At 55.4% G+C, this 17101-nt stretch carries 18 protein-coding genes; 6 read left to right on the plus strand and 12 right to left on the minus strand.

Annotated elements, in window-relative coordinates; genetic code table 11:
• Nucleotides 1–29 precede the first annotated feature (29 nt).
• Both rnt and pyrC read right to left on the minus strand, forming a co-directional pair.
• Nucleotides 30–704, minus strand: coding sequence for a ribonuclease T (gene rnt, locus BLW11_RS09055; protein ID WP_048359030.1), 675 nt, complete (start codon nt 702–704; stop codon nt 30–32).
• Nucleotides 701–1747: a dihydroorotase gene (pyrC, locus tag BLW11_RS09060; protein WP_048359029.1), complete on the minus strand. Its 1047-nt coding sequence runs from the start codon at nt 1745–1747 to the stop codon at nt 701–703. Before pyrC ends, rnt begins: the two co-directional genes overlap by 4 nt.
• Before the next feature lie 155 nt (nt 1748–1902).
• Here pyrC and BLW11_RS09065 point away from each other — a divergent pair, with 155 nt between their 5' ends.
• Nucleotides 1903–2808, plus strand: coding sequence for a flagellar protein MotY (locus BLW11_RS09065; protein ID WP_048359028.1), 906 nt, complete (start codon nt 1903–1905; stop codon nt 2806–2808).
• A gap of 127 nt (nt 2809–2935) precedes the next feature.
• Complete coding sequence (locus BLW11_RS09070) at nt 2936–4153, plus strand: argininosuccinate synthase (protein ID WP_048359027.1); 1218 nt, start codon at nt 2936–2938, stop codon at nt 4151–4153.
• Nucleotides 4154–4229: 76 nt separating this feature from the next.
• On the opposite strand, the gene BLW11_RS23785 is transcribed toward BLW11_RS09070, so the two are convergent.
• Nucleotides 4230–4979, minus strand: coding sequence for a hypothetical protein (locus BLW11_RS23785; RefSeq protein ID WP_139272534.1), 750 nt, complete (start codon nt 4977–4979; stop codon nt 4230–4232).
• Between the two features lie 907 nt (nt 4980–5886).
• On the opposite strand from BLW11_RS23785, the gene BLW11_RS09075 reads away from it, so the two are divergent.
• Nucleotides 5887–6513: a response regulator transcription factor gene (locus BLW11_RS09075; protein ID WP_048359026.1), complete on the plus strand. Its 627-nt coding sequence runs from the start codon at nt 5887–5889 to the stop codon at nt 6511–6513.
• Nucleotides 6514–6607: 94 nt separating this feature from the next.
• On the opposite strand, the gene BLW11_RS09080 is transcribed toward BLW11_RS09075, so the two are convergent.
• From BLW11_RS09080 to metG, 4 genes are all read right to left on the minus strand, one after another.
• Nucleotides 6608–6790 (minus strand): PA3496 family putative envelope integrity protein, encoded by a 183-nt coding sequence (locus BLW11_RS09080; protein WP_048359025.1) that lies wholly within the window; start codon nt 6788–6790, stop codon nt 6608–6610.
• Nucleotides 6791–6896: 106 nt separating this feature from the next.
• A complete protein-coding gene (gene nth, locus BLW11_RS09085) occupies nt 6897–7535 on the minus strand; it encodes an endonuclease III (RefSeq protein ID WP_048359024.1) in 639 nt (212 codons plus the stop codon).
• Nucleotides 7536–7598: 63 nt separating this feature from the next.
• Nucleotides 7599–8591, minus strand: a complete 993-nt coding sequence (gene rsxB, locus BLW11_RS09090) for an electron transport complex subunit RsxB (RefSeq protein WP_048359023.1) — start codon at nt 8589–8591, stop codon at nt 7599–7601.
• 214 nt (nt 8592–8805) lie between these two features.
• A complete protein-coding gene (gene metG, locus BLW11_RS09095) occupies nt 8806–10857 on the minus strand; it encodes a methionine--tRNA ligase (RefSeq protein ID WP_048359022.1) in 2052 nt (683 codons plus the stop codon).
• A gap of 181 nt (nt 10858–11038) precedes the next feature.
• Between metG and apbC the strand changes: the two genes are divergently transcribed.
• Nucleotides 11039–12133 carry an iron-sulfur cluster carrier protein ApbC gene (gene apbC, locus BLW11_RS09100; RefSeq protein ID WP_048359021.1) on the plus strand — a complete coding sequence of 365 codons (1095 nt, stop codon included), beginning with the start codon at nt 11039–11041 and terminating at the stop codon, nt 12131–12133.
• A 161-nt stretch (nt 12134–12294) separates the two neighbouring features.
• Here apbC and BLW11_RS09105 read toward each other — a convergent pair whose 3' ends face one another.
• Entirely contained in the window at nt 12295–12504 is a 210-nt protein-coding gene (locus BLW11_RS09105; RefSeq protein ID WP_002554837.1) for a cold-shock protein, read from the minus strand.
• Between the two features lie 352 nt (nt 12505–12856).
• On the opposite strand from BLW11_RS09105, the gene dcd reads away from it, so the two are divergent.
• Nucleotides 12857–13423, plus strand: coding sequence for a dCTP deaminase (gene dcd / locus BLW11_RS09110; RefSeq protein WP_048359020.1), 567 nt, complete (start codon nt 12857–12859; stop codon nt 13421–13423).
• Between the two features lie 92 nt (nt 13424–13515).
• Entirely contained in the window at nt 13516–13722 is a 207-nt protein-coding gene (locus BLW11_RS09115) for a hypothetical protein (protein WP_048359019.1), read from the plus strand.
• Nucleotides 13723–13736: 14 nt separating this feature from the next.
• Here BLW11_RS09115 and BLW11_RS09120 read toward each other — a convergent pair whose 3' ends face one another.
• Genes BLW11_RS09120 through BLW11_RS09135 form a run of 4 tightly spaced genes read right to left on the minus strand, consistent with a single transcriptional unit; the run spans nt 13737 to nt 17075 of the window.
• Nucleotides 13737–14501 carry an ABC transporter ATP-binding protein gene (locus BLW11_RS09120; protein WP_048359018.1) on the minus strand — a complete coding sequence of 255 codons (765 nt, stop codon included), beginning with the start codon at nt 14499–14501 and terminating at the stop codon, nt 13737–13739.
• Nucleotides 14502–14508: 7 nt separating this feature from the next.
• A complete protein-coding gene (locus tag BLW11_RS09125; protein ID WP_048359017.1) occupies nt 14509–15630 on the minus strand; it encodes a succinylglutamate desuccinylase/aspartoacylase family protein in 1122 nt (373 codons plus the stop codon).
• Between the two features lie 9 nt (nt 15631–15639).
• A complete protein-coding gene (locus BLW11_RS09130; RefSeq protein ID WP_048359016.1) occupies nt 15640–16350 on the minus strand; it encodes an ABC transporter permease in 711 nt (236 codons plus the stop codon).
• On the minus strand, nt 16347–17075 hold the full coding sequence (locus tag BLW11_RS09135; protein ID WP_048359015.1) for an ABC transporter permease: 729 nt from the start codon (nt 17073–17075) through the stop codon (nt 16347–16349). The genes BLW11_RS09130 and BLW11_RS09135 overlap by 4 nt, the downstream gene beginning before the upstream one ends.
• Nucleotides 17076–17101 lie beyond the last annotated feature (26 nt).

Raw genomic sequence — 17101 nt, forward strand, 5'->3', positions numbered from 1 at the left:
ATGGCGCGGGATAAACCCAAACGGCTTGATCAGTCGTTGAAGTCTTTCCAGCCGCCCATTTGCTTCCAGCGGTTGACGATGCCACAGAACAGTTCAGCGGTTTTCTCGGTGTCATAACGCGCCGAGTGCGCTTCACGCCCGTCAAAATCGATGTCGGCGGTCTGGCAGGCTTTGGCCAGCACGGTTTGGCCGTAAGCCAGGCCAGCCAGGGTCGCCGTGTCAAAGCTCGAGAACGGGTGAAACGGATTGCGTTTCATGTCCAGGCGCGCAACGGCTGCGTTGAGGAAGCCCAGGTCGAAGCTGCTGTTATGGCCAACCAGAATGGCGCGTTTGCAGCCATTGGCTTTCAGGGCCTTGCGAACACCACGGAAGATGTCGGTCAAGGCTGTCTCTTCGCTGACGGCCATGCGCAGCGGGTGATCGAGCTTGATGCCGGTGAACTCCAGCGCGGCAGCTTCGATGTTGGCGCCTTCAAACGGTTCTACACGGTGGAAATAGGTGTGTTCCGGGTACACGAAGCCTCTTTCGTCCATGCCGATCGTTACTGCGGCGATTTCCAGCAAGGCATCAGTTGCGCAGTTGAAACCACCGGTTTCAACGTCAATTACGACCGGTAGATAGCCGCGAAAACGCTCGGCCATCGGGTGGCGCGATCCGCCGCCATGGCCGCCTTCGTGTTCGTCATCATAATGGTCGTCACTCACAGCTGTTCCTCCAGCAGGCGCCAGCGCAGTTTTTCACCGGCGCGCAGCGGGATTACGGTCAGCTCACCGAAAGGCAGGCTGTTTGGGGCGGTCCATTCCTGGCGAACCAGGGTGATCTGTTCAGTGCTCGGGGGCAGCCCGTAGAAACGAGGGCCGTTCAAGCTGGCAAAAGCTTCCAGTTTGTCCAGCGCATTGCGCTGTTCAAAAGCTTCGGCGTACATCTCGATGGCCGCATAAGCGGTATAGCAGCCAGCACATCCGCACGCAGCTTCTTTGGCGTGCTGGGCATGAGGGGCCGAGTCGGTGCCAAGGAAGAACTTCTCGCTGCCACTGGTCGCGGCATCCAGCAGAGCTTCCTGATGGGTGTTGCGCTTAAGGATCGGCAGGCAATAGAAGTGCGGGCGAATACCGCCAACCAGCATGTGGTTGCGGTTGTAAAGCAAGTGATGAGCCGTGATGGTTGCGCCGACGTTGGCCGAAGCCTCGTTGACGAACTGCACCGCGTCTGCGGTGGTGATGTGCTCAAACACCACTTTCAAGGTCGGGAAACGCTCCACAACGCGGCGCATATGCTCGTCAATGAAGATCTTTTCGCGATCAAATACGTCCACATTGGCGCGGGTGACTTCGCCGTGTATCAGCAATGGCATGCCGACTTCGGCCATGACTTCAAGCACCGGGAAGATCGCGTCGATGCTGGTCACGCCGGAGTCGGAGTTGGTCGTTGCGCCGGCCGGGTACAGCTTGGCAGCATGGACGAACCCGCAGGCCTTGGCCGTACGAATGTCTTCTGGCTGTGTTCGGTCAGTAAGGTAAAGCACCATCAACGGTTCGAAGCGGCTGCCGGCCGGGCGCGCAGCAAGAATTCGCTGGCGGTAGGCATCGGCTTCGGCTGCATTACGCACCGGAGGTACCAGGTTGGGCATGATGATGGCGCGGCCAAAAGTGCGCGCGACATCCGCAACAGTGTGGGGCAACACAGCACCATCGCGAAGATGTATATGCCAGTCGTCGGGACGCAGCAGGGTCAGGCGGTCAGACATTGGGGATTCCAGGCGGGTCAAACTGATGTGAATGCTACCGGAAAAGACTCTATCAGGCACTCGCTATCAAGTTTTGTGGTGACTAACCGATATCTCCAGGGTATGCCGTAAATCGGTTGACTGTTTTTTTGCAGTACAAGCCTGTGGAGCCTCCCGTGCGCCAGTGTTATTTCATCCTGCTCAGTATGTTTGCCAGCCTGCCGGCCATGGCTCTGACTTTTCAGACACGGCTGGAGAATATCGAGTGGAAAGTGGAAGGCGACAAATTCGAATGCCGTCTGATCCAGCCCATCACTGACTTCGGTTCCGGAGCCTTTGTGCGTCGGGCTGGCGAGCAGGCTGTTTTCCGCCTCAATGCCTACAACCCGATGCTTGGCGAGGGCTCTGCAACGCTACTGGCGGCGGCTGCACCGTGGCAGCCGGGGAGGGGAGACATTGATCTGGGGTCCTTACGCATTGGGCGTGGCCAGGTCTTGTTCAACAGTTCTCAAGCCCAGGCAGGACGCTTGTTTCGCGGGTTGCTCGAAGGGCGAAGCCCACTGGTAAGGCATTACTCCCGTGAGGGCAGCGTGTCGGAAGTTCGTCTATTGCCGGTCAGGTTTCGCCAGGCTTACGGGGATTACGAAGCCTGCACCGCAAAGCTGTTGCCTAAAAACTTTGAACAGGTCAGGCAAAGCCAGATCGGCTTTCCAGGTGGCGGTACCGAACTTGATCCCGCTGCTCGGAGCAGCCTGCAAGTGATGGTCGAGTACTTAAAGGCAGACCCTTCGGTCAATCACGTCATCCTGGATGGCTATTCGGACAACCTGGGCAATCGGTTGACCAATCGTGAGTTGTCCCGGCGCCGGGCATTGGCCGTAATGAATTACTTCAAGGAAAACGGGTTGCAGGAGTCGCAGATCACGGTGCGTTTCCACGGTGAACAATACCCGTTGAAGCCGAACACCAATGGGGCAAATCGCGCCCAAAACCGCCGGGTCAGTGTCCGTCTGGAGCGACTCCCTGAGCCTGTAAAAGCGGCTTCGCCAGCAGGTGTTACACCGTCTTCTGCAATTTCTTGAAGCATTCGTCTCGTCGCGGCCTTGACATAATCTGTCGCTTTGTCGTCTTAAGCTGTCGCGCCTCTGTAAATTCACGCATATGGGCGGTAGACTGTTCGGCTTTTCGAACAACCCGTGGAGTGATGGCATGGCGGACGTAAACAAGGTCGTTCTGGCTTATTCGGGCGGCCTGGACACTTCGGTGATCCTGAAGTGGCTGCAGGATACTTATAACTGTGAAGTCGTAACCTTCACCGCTGACCTGGGTCAGGGCGAAGAAGTCGAACCGGCACGTGCCAAGGCGCAAGCCATGGGCGTTAAGGAAATCTACATTGATGACCTGCGTGAAGAGTTTGTTCGAGACTTCGTTTTCCCGATGTTCCGTGCCAACACTGTTTACGAAGGCGAGTACCTGCTGGGTACTTCCATTGCTCGTCCGCTGATTGCCAAGCGCCTGATTGAAATTGCCAATGAAACAGGCGCAGATGCCATTTCCCACGGCGCAACGGGTAAAGGTAATGACCAGGTTCGTTTTGAACTGGGCGCTTATGCCCTGAAACCAGGGGTCAAGGTTATTGCTCCTTGGCGTGAGTGGGACTTGCTCTCCCGTGAAAAGCTGATGGATTACGCTGAAAAGCACAACATCCCGATCGAACGTCACGGCAAGAAGAAATCCCCTTACTCGATGGATGCCAACTTGCTGCACATCTCCTACGAGGGCGGTGTGCTGGAAGATACCTGGACCGAGCACGAAGAAGACATGTGGCGTTGGACCAAGTCGCCAGAAGACGCGCCTAACACGCCGACCTTTCTGGAACTGACTTACCGCAATGGCGATATCGTTGCCCTGGACGGCGTCGAAATGACCCCGGCCACCGTGTTGGCAACCCTTAACCGTATCGGCGGCGAGAACGGCATCGGTCGTCTCGATATCGTTGAGAACCGTTATGTAGGGATGAAGTCCCGTGGCTGCTACGAAACACCGGGCGGCACCATCATGCTGCGGGCTCACCGTGCCATTGAGTCGATCACTCTGGACCGTGAAGTCGCTCACCTGAAAGACGAGTTGATGCCCAAGTACGCCAGCCTGATCTACACCGGCTACTGGTGGAGCCCTGAGCGTTTGATGCTGCAACAAATGATTGATGCGTCTCAGGCTCACGTGAACGGTGTGGTTCGCCTGAAATTGTACAAAGGCAACGTGATCGTTACCGGTCGCAAGTCTGACGATTCGTTGTTTGATGCCAACATTGCCACTTTTGAAGAAGATGGCGGTGCTTACAACCAGGAAGACGCTGCAGGGTTTATCAAGTTGAATGCATTGCGCATGCGCATTGCTGCAAACAAAGGCCGCAAGTTTTTCTGATACGCGCTGTCTGAAAAAAAGCCCCGGCCATTGGTCGGGGCTTTTTTTTGCTGAAGAGTCAGGCGTGACGGGCTCATCAAGGCGAATTCAGTGTGTCCAGCTTGCGCGTATCTCTATTGTAGATGATGACTTGTGTGTGACCAATACAAGCGTTGCGTACAAGGTGTTTAAGCGTCTCTAGTTGTGATTGTGTATTAACGAGCAGTAGCAATACATATTTTCCTGTCATGTTGTTTTTGTTGTTGCGTGCTTTATTCAAGAGGATGCACAGGGTGTTTTCAAGTGTGTGTTTGTCTTGTCGTGGCGAGGATTCGTGGCTAAGGTCGATGAAATAAAGCTTTGTAGGTTCGGTGCTGTCAACTAATACGACGCTCTCTGTCGTGACGGTTGTGGACGTGCTTTTTGGCACAGGAGGCACTGGCGGGTCAGGATCATGAATTCTATGGCCCTGTGGAAGGAATACAAAACGCTGAGGTGTGCGTGCGCTGAATTTTATGTCCGTGTGATAGCGCAGTGTGGAAAGTGTTATTGAGGGTGTTATGTTTTTTAAGGCGGGTGGAGGCTCTGCGTGAAGTGCGGTAGCTATGGGAGTGTGTTCTGCCTTGGATAAATCAGCCGGTGTGTAAAGGCTCTTGTTGTTGAAGTTTAGAGTGAGAAAAAATAGGGTGATTAAAAAGGACGGAAATATGATCAAAAACCATACATATATTTTTTGGTGTTCGCTGTTGATGTAGGGCAATGACACTGCAGCGGAAGCCTCTGTCAGCATTGAAAAAATAGCGATCACTGTAAGTGGGTTATTGATTTTTATTTTGTTTCGTATCATTTGATAAGTTCCGGGAAGAGGTGGCCGGGGGCGGTGTGGGACTGTGAGGTGTGGAAAGATTTTATGCGGTGGCGGTGGGTGTTTTCAGGGAGTGCCTTTTATTAAGCTAGGCGGGTGGTTGACGTCGCAAACAGAATGCAGGTGCAGTTGATGCGGCCAGTGAGTGGTTTTTCGGATTTCTGTCTTAATTCGAACTGTCTGTAGGAAGTGTTTCGTAAAGGAGGGCGAATTCTATAAGTTTTGTTAGGGTTGTGATGGCTGACGGCGTAAGTTTTTTTATTTCAAACCAAATGTAGTGAAGAGTATGCGGTGGTGTGTGCCTGTGAGGGGAGTATCTATCTAGATTTTATTTTTGGTCAGTTGTCTGGGGGCGAAATGTTAAAGGTGAGTTTTGTTTTGATATATTTTTGTGCCTAGGTGTTTTCTGAATGCTGTGTAGTCTTATTCTTTAAGTGAAATTGCCTGCTGTTTTCTCATGGGGAAATAGTGGATTTTACCTTTCGTGAATATTAGTTGGTTTTGAATTTCTTTTTTTTCTGATTGCGTTATGGCTCATTTTTAAAAGGAGGGTTCAAGTATTGAATGAAGGGCGTGTTGATGTGCTGATATCTTGGCTCTGACTTGAAGTAGGGCGCTTGCCATTACCTGTGTGAAGTGCTTCAAATGATACTCATGGTTGTTTATTTACTTTGAGGGTGACGTCGCAGGGAAAGATATATATTGATTTGTTTACTTGAGGTGTAATAAATGCTTGTTATTTGTAGATCGGGTATGTGGGTGTTTTCTTGATTATGTGTAGGAAATGTCTTTGGTTGCTAGTGCTTGGGGGGACACTATGCCCAGGTTGTTATGACTAGGCTATTGTGCTGGTTCTAAAAATTCGAACAGCGATAAATTGGAATTGCCTATGAATAAAGTGCTGATCGTGGATGATCATCCTGTAATTCGTCTTGCTGTGCGTATGCTCATGGAAAGACATGGCTACGAAGTCATCGCAGAGACGGACAATGGAGTGGACGCTTTACAGCTTGCGCGTGAACACGCTCCCGATATTGTAATTCTCGATATAGGGATACCTAAACTTGACGGGCTTGAAGTTATTGCGCGCCTGTCAACACCTGCAGTGCCTATCAAGGTTCTGGTGCTGACCTCACAAGCTCCAGGCCACTTTTCCATGCGCTGTATGCAGGCAGGTGCAGCGGGGTATGTATGCAAGCAGCAGGATTTGACCGAGCTGCTGAGTGCTATCAAGGCTGTGCTGTCAGGTTACAGTTACTTCCCGAATCAGGCTTTGCACTCAGTGCGCTCCAGCCTGGGAAATGCCAGCGAGGCGGATATGGTCAATCGTCTGTCAGGGCGAGAGATGATGGTACTGCAGCAGCTGGCGCGGGGGAAAAGCAACAAAGAGATAGCTGATGGTATGTTTCTCAGCAATAAAACGGTGAGTACCTACAAGACGCGCCTTTTATTGAAGCTGAATGCCCGCTCGCTCGTTGATTTGATCGAGCTTGCACAGCGTAATGGCCTGGTATGAGGCGGGAGGTGCGAGGAGTTGAGAGCCAAGTCAGAGCCCTCTGAAAACAAAAAAGCCTCCGCTATAGGAGGCTTTTAATGTCGTTTTCCAAAAACTAAAGATCGTATCCATAATCTTCAAGCTCTTTTCTGAGCCGTTTTTCTTCCAGAAGTGCGTCTATGGTCCGGCGTTTGGCCAAATTGGTTTTGGCCACCTCGATAACAGGCTCCACTATTTCGTCCGGATCGACGACTGCAAAATCTTCTTCTACTTCCAGTTCTTCTTTGCCAGTGCTCATTCAGTTCACTCCAGGCCAAGACAGTCAATGGCGCCCCTTATAGCGATATTCGCTGCTGGGGTAAAAAAGATTTTCTCAATCGATCAGCCCATAAAATATCTATTACTCAATCATCAGAGGTTTTTTCCTTGAATTCGCACAGGTCTTCTATGCGACAGCTCCCGCACCGCGGCTTGCGCGCCTGGCAGACGTAACGGCCATGCAGGATGAGCCAATGATGGGCGTCCAGCAGATAAGGTTTGGGTACGTATTTCATTAAATTCTTTTCGACCTCGACCACATTTTTGCCGGGTGCAATTCCCGTTCGGTTACTGACCCTGAAAATATGGGTGTCCACAGCCATGGTCAGCTGTCTGAAGGCTGTGTTGAGTACGACGTTTGCAGTCTTTCGCCCTACTCCGGGGAGCGCTTCAAGCGCTTCGCGCGTCTGCGGTACCTGACTGTCATGGCGCTCAATCAATAAGCGGCAGGTTTCAATCACGTTTTTAGCCTTGCTGTTAAACAGGCCAATGGTTTTGATGTACTCCGTCAGCCCTTCTACCCCCAGAGCGTAGATGGCTTCTGGTGTATTGGCGACTGGAAACAGTTTGGCCATTGCCTTGTTCACGCTCACGTCGGTGGCTTGAGCGGACAGGATCACGGCAATCAATAGTTCGAAAGGAGAGGTGTAGGCCAGCTCGGTTTTGGGTTCGGGGTTGTCTTCGTGAAAACGGCGAAATATCTCAAGGCGCTTTGCGGCGTTCATGGGTTAAACCTTTGCTAGATAGCTGCCCGTTAAACGAAGCGGCGCTTGTGGTGAGGGAATCTATCAGACCTTGGGCGGGGCCAGCGCTTTGAGTGTTATTTCTGCCTGTGTCACAGCTTCAGTCAAAAGCGCCAGTTGCGCGCTGGACTGCTCTTGGGTTTGCGCCTTTTTAAGCTCGGCGCGCCGCATGGCCAGTTGGATTTTTGCGCGTTTGAGATCCGCGTTGTTTGCAGCGGGCTCGGCAGCACTTTCCTTGGGGCCAGCCTCCAGTCGGGCCAGTGTGTGTTCGGCTGACTCAAACTGCTGCTGCAGGGCCACGAGCTGGGATTGCTGCGGTGCAGTTGGAGGATGGCCAAATGCCTTGAGCGATTTGTTCAATTGGGCGCGGGCCATAGCGAGCTCGACCTTGGCTTTTTTAAGCGCTGCATCGTTGGGACTGGGTGGTTCTGCTGCCTGGCTGCCTGGGCGCATGCCGCTGTCGACGCCTGCAGGTGGCCGTTGGGCGCGTGCCAGGCGTTCTGCCAGTCTGTGTTGCTCTTCGCGGTGCAGGCGTTCGTCACGCCGCTCATAACGTCTGCGGGCGTGGTCACGCTTTTTGCTGCGGGCGTTGTGCTGCTCTGCTTCGTGAGCGAGCCCACCGACAATCGGGATTACATTTGCAGGTAAAGGCCGCATTTCAATGCAGTCCACCGGGCAGGGAGCCACGCAGAGGTCACAGCCGGTGCATTCGTCGACAATGACGGTGTGCATGAGCTTTGCCGCGCCGAGAATGGCATCAACTGGGCAGGCCTGAATGCATTTGGTACAACCGATACATTCGGCTTCGCGAATATAGGCTACCTGGGGTGGCGCAGTACCTCGCCCGGTATCCAGTTCCAGTACAGGAATGCTGAGCAGAGTGGCGAGTGCGGCAATGGTTTCATGGCCTCCGGGCGGGCACTTGTTGATGGCCTCGCCTTGGGCAATACCTTGCGCATAGGGTTTGCAGCCCGGGTGGCCGCATTTTCCGCATTGGGTTTGCGGCAATAAAGCATCAATACGTTGAATCAGGCTCATGGTGTGATCAGTCCAGCGACGTCGGGGCGCACCCGGGCGGCACTCATCATGCGCAGGTGAATAGTTGGGGTGTGGCGATTAAACATCAGTGTCAGGTCAGTCATGATCGGTACGGTCAAGCGAGCAGGGCTGATTATCCGACAAGGCAGGCAGGGCAGCTGGATGACAGCCGCTAACGGTTTTTGGACCGTTAGCGGTTGAGAGGCGGGCGTTATTACTTGATGCGTTGACCAGGTTTAGCGCCGCTATCCGGGCTCAGCAGGTAAATTTCTTCACCGCCAGGGCCGGCAGCCATCACCATGCCTTCAGATATGCCGAAGCGCATTTTACGCGGCTTCAAGTTGGCAATCATCATGGTCAGGCGACCTTCAAGGTCGGCCGGGTTCGGATAAGCGCTCTTGATGCCCGAGAACACGTTGCGTTGTTCATCGCCAATATCCAGCGTCAGGCGCAGCAGCTTGTCCGCACCTTCAACGGCTTCGGCCTTGAGGATCAGCGCGACGCGCAAATCCACAGCGGCGAAGGCATCAAAGTCGATTTCTGCAGCCAGTGGTTCCTTGACCAGCTCACCGTTGCCTTGTGGGGCAGCGGAACCGGTGTCGGTCTGGCTGGCAACCAGATCTTCTTTGGATGCATCGCTCATGGCCTGGACCTTGACCGGGTCAATACGGGTCATCAGTGGTTTGAATGCATTCAACTGATGGTTGGCCAGCAAGACGCTGTAATCGTTCCAGGTCAAAGGCTCGACGTTCAGGAAGGCCTCTGCATCGGCTGCGAGCTGTGGGAGTACCGGCTTGAGGAAGATGATCAGCTGGCGGAACAGGTTGATCCCCAGGGCGCAGACGGCCTGGACTTCATCCTGCTTGCCTTCGACCTTGGCCATTGCCCAAGGCGCTTTTTCAGCGATCCAGGCGTTGGCGCGGTCGGCCAGGGCCATGATTTCACGCATGGCGCGGGCAAAGTCACGGGCTTCATAAGCTTCGGCAATGCTCGGTGCTGCAGCAAGGAACGCATCGGTCAGCTCGGGAGCAGCATTGCCCTCGACCATGACGCCGGCGTTGCCCTTGTGAATGAAGCCGGCACAACGGCTGGCAATGTTCACCACTTTGCCGACCAGGTCCGAGTTGACCTTCTGTACGAAGTCTTCCAGGTTCAGGTCCAGGTCATCGACGCCGCGCGCCAGCTTGGAAGCGTAGTAATAGCGCAGGTATTCCGGTGACAGGTGGTCCAGATAGGTGCGGGCCTTGATAAAGGTGCCGCGGGATTTGGACATTTTCTGACCGTTGACGGTCAGGTAGCCGTGCACGTTGATGGCAGTCGGCTTGCGATAGCCGGCACCTTCGAGCATCGCAGGCCAGAACAGGGCGTGGAAGTTCACGATGTCCTTGCCGATGAAGTGATACAGCTCGGCGGTGGAATCCTTGGCCCAGTACGCATCGAAGTCCAGTTCCGGACGGCGTGCGCAGAGGTTCTTGAAGCTGGCCATGTAGCCGATTGGGGCATCCAGCCATACGTAGAAGTATTTGCCGGGTGCGTCCGGGATCTCGAAGCCGAAGTACGGCGCATCGCGGGAGATATCCCACTGTTGCAGGCCGGCATCCAGCCACTCGGCGATCTTGTTGGCTACGGCATCTTGCAGGGCGCCGCTACGGGTCCAGCTTTTGAGCATGGCGTCGAAGTCGGGAAGCTTGAAGAAGAAGTGCTCGGAATCCTTGAGTACCGGGGTGGCCCCCGAGATCGCCGACTTCGGGTTTTTCAGGTCGGTTGGCGCGTAGGTGGCGCCGCATTTTTCGCAGTTGTCGCCGTATTGATCATCCGTGCCGCATTTAGGGCAGGTGCCCTTGATGAAGCGGTCGGCCAGGAACATTTTCTTTTCCGGGTCGAAGTACTGGGTGATCGTGCGGGTAGCGATATGCCCGGCTTCGCGCAACTTGATGTAGATCGCACTCGACAGCTCACGGTTTTCTTCGGCGTGGGTCGAATGGAAGTTGTCGAAGTCTACGAGGAACTCTGCGAAGTCGGCGCTGTGTTCAGCCTGGACGTTGGCGATCAGTTGCTCGGGGGTGATGCCTTCTTTCTCGGCGCGCAACATGATGGCCGAGCCGTGGGCGTCGTCTGCGCAGACATAAGTGCATTGATTGCCGCGAAGTTTCTGGAAGCGCACCCACATATCGGTCTGGATGTACTCAAGCATATGGCCAAGGTGAATTGAACCATTGGCATAGGGCAGGGCGCTGGTGACGAGGATCTTGCGTGGCTCGGACATGGGGCTCGGCTACTTGATGAGACGGTGGTCGGCCACTATAAAGCGCCGAGCAATATATTTCACCCCGTGGCTGTGTATCTGATCGTTTACGCAGATTTTGACTGTTTCGAAAGCCTGCTTCCGCAAGTCTATTACAGGTACGATAGCGGCCTGTTTTACTCAGTCTTTACGGGAGTTGCCCATGAGCGCAGTCAATCGCGCAGCGGTGGAGGCCGTCCTTCGCCAATACACCGACCCTTATTTGAATCAGGATCCGGTCAGTGCCGGATGCATTCGCAACATTGAGATTCAGGGCGATCGCGTCAGTGTCCAGCTTGAGTTGGGTTATGCCGCGGGCCTGTTCAAGAGCGGCTGGGCGCAAATACTGCAAATGGCCATCGAGAATATGGATGGCGTGACCTCGGCCAAGGTTGAAATCAGTTGTGTGATTGCTGCGCACAAGGCGCAGGCGCAAATCCCGGGCCTGGCCAATGTGAAAAACATTGTGGCCGTGGCCTCTGGCAAGGGCGGTGTCGGTAAATCCACCACCGCAGCCAATCTGGCGCTGGCGCTGGCCCGTGAAGGAGCGCGGGTGGGGGTTCTGGATGCGGATATCTATGGTCCGAGTCAGGGCGTGATGTTCGGTATTCCTGAGGGTACCCGGCCAAAAATTCGTGATCAGAAGTGGTTTGTGCCCATTGAGGCCCATGGCGTTGAAGTGATGTCGATGGCATTCCTGACCGACGACAACACGCCGATGGTCTGGCGCGGTCCGATGGTGTCGGGGGCGTTGCTGCAGTTGGTGACGCAAACCGCCTGGAACGACCTCGATTATCTGGTCATCGACATGCCGCCGGGCACGGGGGATATCCAGCTGACCCTGGCGCAAAAAGTCCCGGTGACCGGTTCGGTAATCGTCACCACCCCGCAGGATCTGGCTTTGCTGGATGCGCGCAAGGGTGTCGAAATGTTCCGCAAGGTGAACATTCCGGTGCTGGGCGTGGTGGAGAACATGGCCGTACACATTTGCTCAAACTGTGGTCATGCAGAGCATCTGTTCGGCGAGGGCGGTGGCGAGAAGCTGGCGACCCAATATGGGGTTGAGGTGCTTGCCTCGCTGCCATTGTCGATGGAGATCCGTGAGCAGGCCGATAACGGCAAGCCAACAGCAGTTGCTGACCCCGATAGCCCGATTGCACTGATCTATCAGGAACTGGCCCGCCAGGTAGGCGCGCGGATTGTTCTGCATGAAGCGGCTTCGCAGGCGATGCCGACGATCACTACCAGCGACGACTGATTACGCGGCAGGTGTAAAACTTGAGGGGGTGATCGCGGTGATGCTATCGCGGTCAAACCCGCTCCCACAGGTTTTGAATGGTTCACACCTGTGGCGACTTTATTGCAGGCATAAAAAAACCCCGCTTTTAAGGGCGGGGTTTTTTACTGGATCAGCACAAGTTAGATAACTTGAACTTCCTCAGCTTGCATGCCTTTCTGACCGCGGGTAGCGATGAAAGAAACCTGTTGGCCTTCTTTCAGGCTTTTGAAGCCGTCGGATTGGATTGCTTTGAAGTGAACAAACAGGTCGTCACCGGATTGTGGAGTGATGAAGCCGAAGCCTTTTTCATCGTTGAACCACTTAACGGTACCAGTTTGGCGATTAGACATGGTGTAACTCCTTGAACAAAGATAACTGCGACGCAGGAAAAGCCCTGGCCGAGACTGAGTGCAAAGAGCAGGAAAAATTCTTGGAGATGGTTGGATCGAAATTCAACATATCGTGTAGAGATTCTCAGTGACACAAGCAACACAGTGGCGCCACCTTAACGCTTTTTTCAGAACGTGCAAAGGGTCTTTGCGAAGGTTTCTATAAAAACGTGACTGACGGTTGCCCTCACACCCTGTATTCACGGCATCTAAGGCTATTTTCGATATTTTTGCCCCAGACTTTTGAACCGGGCCCTAGGGGGCGGTAAGATGCCCAACAGAATTTTCTACCTCGCTATTCAGGACACCCGCCATGAGCATCAAACCAGACAAGTGGATTCGCCGCATGGCGCAAGAGCACGGCATGATCGAACCTTTCGTCGAGCGTCAGGTGCGTGAAGAGGGTGAGAACCGTCTGATTTCCTATGGCGTATCGAGCTATGGCTACGACGTTCGTTGCGCAAATGAATTCAAAGTGTTCACCAATATCAACTCGGCGACCGTTGATCCGAAGAATTTCGACGCGGGCAGCTTTGTTGATGTGATCAGCGACGTCTGCATCATTCCGCCGAACTCCTTTGCGCTGGCGCGCACCGTTGAATACTTCCGTATCCCGCGCAACGTGCTGACCATCTGTCTGGGTAAAAGCACCTACGCTCGCTGCGGCATCATCGTTAACGTGACGCCGCTTGAGCCAGAGTGGGAAGGCCACGTAACGCTGGAGTTCTCCAACACCACGACATTGCCGGCCAAGATCTACGCCAACGAAGGCGTGGCGCAAATGCTGTTCTTCGAGTCGGATGAAGAGTGCGAAGTGTCGTACAAGGACCGTGGCGGCAAGTATCAGGGCCAGCGTGGCGTGACCTTGCCACGTACCTGACGAACAGAGGGAATTCTTGGGCGATCACGCACTCTATTGTGTGTATTCCGGTTACGCACCCTGCGAGCCGGAGCATCGCTCAGGAGTGCCTTATGAAGATCGATCCGAGTATCCGCGCCCAGCTGGCAAGCCTTGAGCCCAATCAGGTAGGGCTGCTGGCGTGGTCACTGCTCGCTTATCCCCAGTTGCACGCCGGTGGCATCCCTGGCCAGCCTGACCCTGATACCCCCCAGCCGATCGAACCAGAGCCCGGTGTGCCGACACTGCCGGACGAACCGCCGCCTGCCCCGACGGCCTGATCCGTACCGACCCCTTATTTCAAGTTCCCGCTCAAGAACTGGCGCAAGCGCTCGCTTTTCGGATTGTCCAGCACATCCTCAGGGGGCCCTTGCTCTTCGACCAGGCCCTGGTGAAGAAACATGACCTGGCTCGACACTTTGCGCGCAAAGCTCATTTCGTGGGTCACCATGATCATGGTGCGGCCTTCCTCGGCCAGGCCTTGAATCACCCGCAACACTTCGCCCACCAACTCCGGGTCGAGCGCTGAAGTGGGTTCGTCGAACAGCATGATTTGCGGTTCCATCGCCAGTGCCCGGGCAATGGCCACCCGCTGCTGCTGGCCCCCCGAGAGAAAGGCCGGGTACTGGTCGGCCACACGGGCAGGCAGGCCGACCTTGTCCAGATAGCGGCGAGCGCGCTCCTCGGCGTCTTTCTTGCTGACCCCCAGCACGCGACGCGGCGCCAGGGTGATGTTCTCCAGCACCGTCATGTGGCTCCACAGATTGAAGTGCTGGAACACCATTGCCAAGCGGGTGCGCAGGCGTTGCAACTCGTCATCATCGGCGACCCGCATGCCGTGCTTGTCGCTGACCATGCGAATGACCTGGCCATCAAGGGTCATGGCGCCGTCGTTCGGTGTTTCGAGGAAGTTGATGCAACGCAAAAAGGTGCTTTTGCCCGAGCCGCTGGCGCCGATCAGGCAAATTACATCCCCGCTTTTGGCCTTGAGAGAAACGCCTTTGAGTACTTCATTGTCGCCATAGCTTTTGTGCAGCCCTTCGACGGTGAGTTTGTACATGCTGACCTCAAGGAGAAAGAAGATAGCCGCTGCGATAAGCGTGTTGGCCGGCAACATGGGCGATCACCATGCCGGCGGTGGCCATTCGCCGTAGTGAGCGGGCGTAGAGCAGGCCTGCGTTGGTGCAGTAAACCGGCGTGAGCCTGTCGCTGATGGGGTCAATGATCTGTGCGATCAACTGGCCCGCGTCGAGGTAGTCACCCGGTTTGGCGCAAAACACCAGCAACCCGCCGACAGGCGTCGCCACAGGCTCCACACCGGCTAAGGGGGTTGCGGGGTAGGGCAGGGGTGGGAAAGGTCTGGATTCGCCTTCAATCGCGCCAAAATTGATCAGGTAGTCAATCAGCGCCTGACAGTCGTGCCCGGCATGTTCATGGCTGACATCGCCCTGGCCGCGCAACTCCACGGTGACGGAAAAACTGCCCTGAGGGATTGCGAAGCAATGCTCGAAGCGTTGTTGCAATTGCCACCACAGCAGGGTGAAGCACTCATCGAACGATAACCCGCCCGAGTCGGTTGCCAGCAGGCTGGCTTGTGCGCCGAGGTAGCGGGCCAGCGGCTCGACCTGTGGCCAGGCCTCGGGCGTGGTGTAAAGGTGCGCCACGGCCTCGAAGTCGCAATGCAGATCCAGCACCATGTCGGCATCGCAGGCCAGCGATTGCAGGGTCAGGCGTTGCGAGTGCAGTTGCGTCGTCGGGACTTGTGCCGCCAGTGCTTCGCGCAGATGGCGCCGAATCAGCAGCAGATTGTGCGCAGCGTCGGTGTTTAATTGCCCTTCAAGCTCATCGCCGATTTGCGTACTGAGATCCAGGAAGTTGCGATTGAAGTTTTGCCCGCTTTCCAGCTCGTAACGGCCCAGCGGGATATCCATCAGCACCTGTTCCAGGCCCGCCGGATTGGCCACTGGGACCAGCACAATTTCGCTGCGCAGCCGGCCGGCCTTTTCCAGTTCGGCCAAGCGCTGCTTGAGGTGCCAGGCGACCAGCATTCCGGGCAGTTCGTCAGCGTGCAGCGAGGCCTGAATGTAGATTTTGCCCTGTGGCTGGGAAGGTCCGTAGTGGAAGCTGTGAATATGCCGTTCAGTGCCCGGAACGGGCGCCAGTAAGGGGTGGATTTGATGTCGCTGCATGAAGGCGTCCTAGTGAGCCGGGCCGAGGAAAGCCAACCAGCGGCGTTCCGCCAGCCGGAACAATCCAACCAGAATAAAGGTGACGCAGAGATAAATAACCGCTGCGATACCAAATGACTGAAACGTCAAAAAGGTAGCTGAATTGGCGTCGCGCGCCACTTTCAATACGTCTGGAATGGTTGCGGTAAATGCCACGGTAGTGGAGTGCAGCATCAGGATCACCTCATTGCTGTAGTACGGCAATGAGCGCCGCAGCGCCGAGGGCATGATGACGTAGGTGTAGAGTTTCCAGCCACTGAGGCCATAAGCCTTGGCGGCCTCGACTTCGCCGTGGGCCATGCTGCGGATGGCACCGGCGAAAATCTCTGTGGTGTAGGCGCAGGTGTTGAGGGCAAACGCCAGAATCGTGCAGTTCATGGCGTCGCGAAAGAACGCATCCAGCACCGGTTGCGATCTGACGGCGGCAAGGCTGTAAATCCCGGTGTAGCAAATCAGCAGCTGGATATACAGCGGTGTCCCGCGGAACAGGTAGGTGTAAAACTGAACCGGCCAGCGCACCCAGCGGCTGGGCGAAACCCGCGCAATAGACAGCGGGATGGACACCACAAAGCCGATCACCAGCGAGGCTGTCAGCAGCCACAAAGTCATGGCCAGGCCGGTGATGTGATAGCCGTCGCTGTACAGAAACGGCCGCCAGTACTCCTGCAATAGCTCAATCATCGCACTGCCTCCCGAGATCCCGCAGCATAGCGGCGTTCCAGCCGGCGTAACACGTAGTTGGATGCGCTGGTAATGGCCAGGTAAATAAGCGCCGCAATCACCAGGAAATAGAACAGCTGATAGGTGCTTTTGCCCGCGTCCTGAGCGGCCTTGACCAGATCGGCCAGACCAATGATGGACACCAGCGCCGTGGCCTTGAGCATCACCATCCAGTTATTGCCAATGCCCGGCAGGGCGAAGCGCATCATCTGCGGGAAAACCACGTAGCGGAAACGCTGCCCGCGCTTGAGGCCATATGCAGTCGCCGCTTCGACTTGACCACGGGGCACCGAGAGGATCGCGCCGCGAAAGGTCTCGGTGAAATACGCACCGTAGATAAAGCCCAGGGTGATGACCCCGGCACTGAACGGATCGATCTCGATGTATTCCCACTCCATCGCATCGGTGAGGCTGGTCAGCCAGGTTTGCAGGCTGTAAAAAATCAGCAGCATCAGCACCAGATCGGGGACGCCGCGAATCAGAGTGGTGTAGAGCTGTGCCGGGATGCGTAACAGTTTAAGGCTGGAGAGTTTGGCGCTGGCGCCGAGCAGGCCGAGCACTACGCTCACCGCCAGCGACAGTACCGATAACTTGAGGGTCATCCAGGTGCCTTGCAGCAACAAGGGGCCGAAGCCCTGCAAGCTGAATGCAGAAAGCCCAAGGCTCTGTAAAAGGTTTTCAACCATGACAATCGAACCTATGGCAGTCAAAA

Source organism: Pseudomonas deceptionensis (assembly GCF_900106095.1).
Taxonomy (GTDB): domain Bacteria; phylum Pseudomonadota; class Gammaproteobacteria; order Pseudomonadales; family Pseudomonadaceae; genus Aquipseudomonas; species Aquipseudomonas deceptionensis.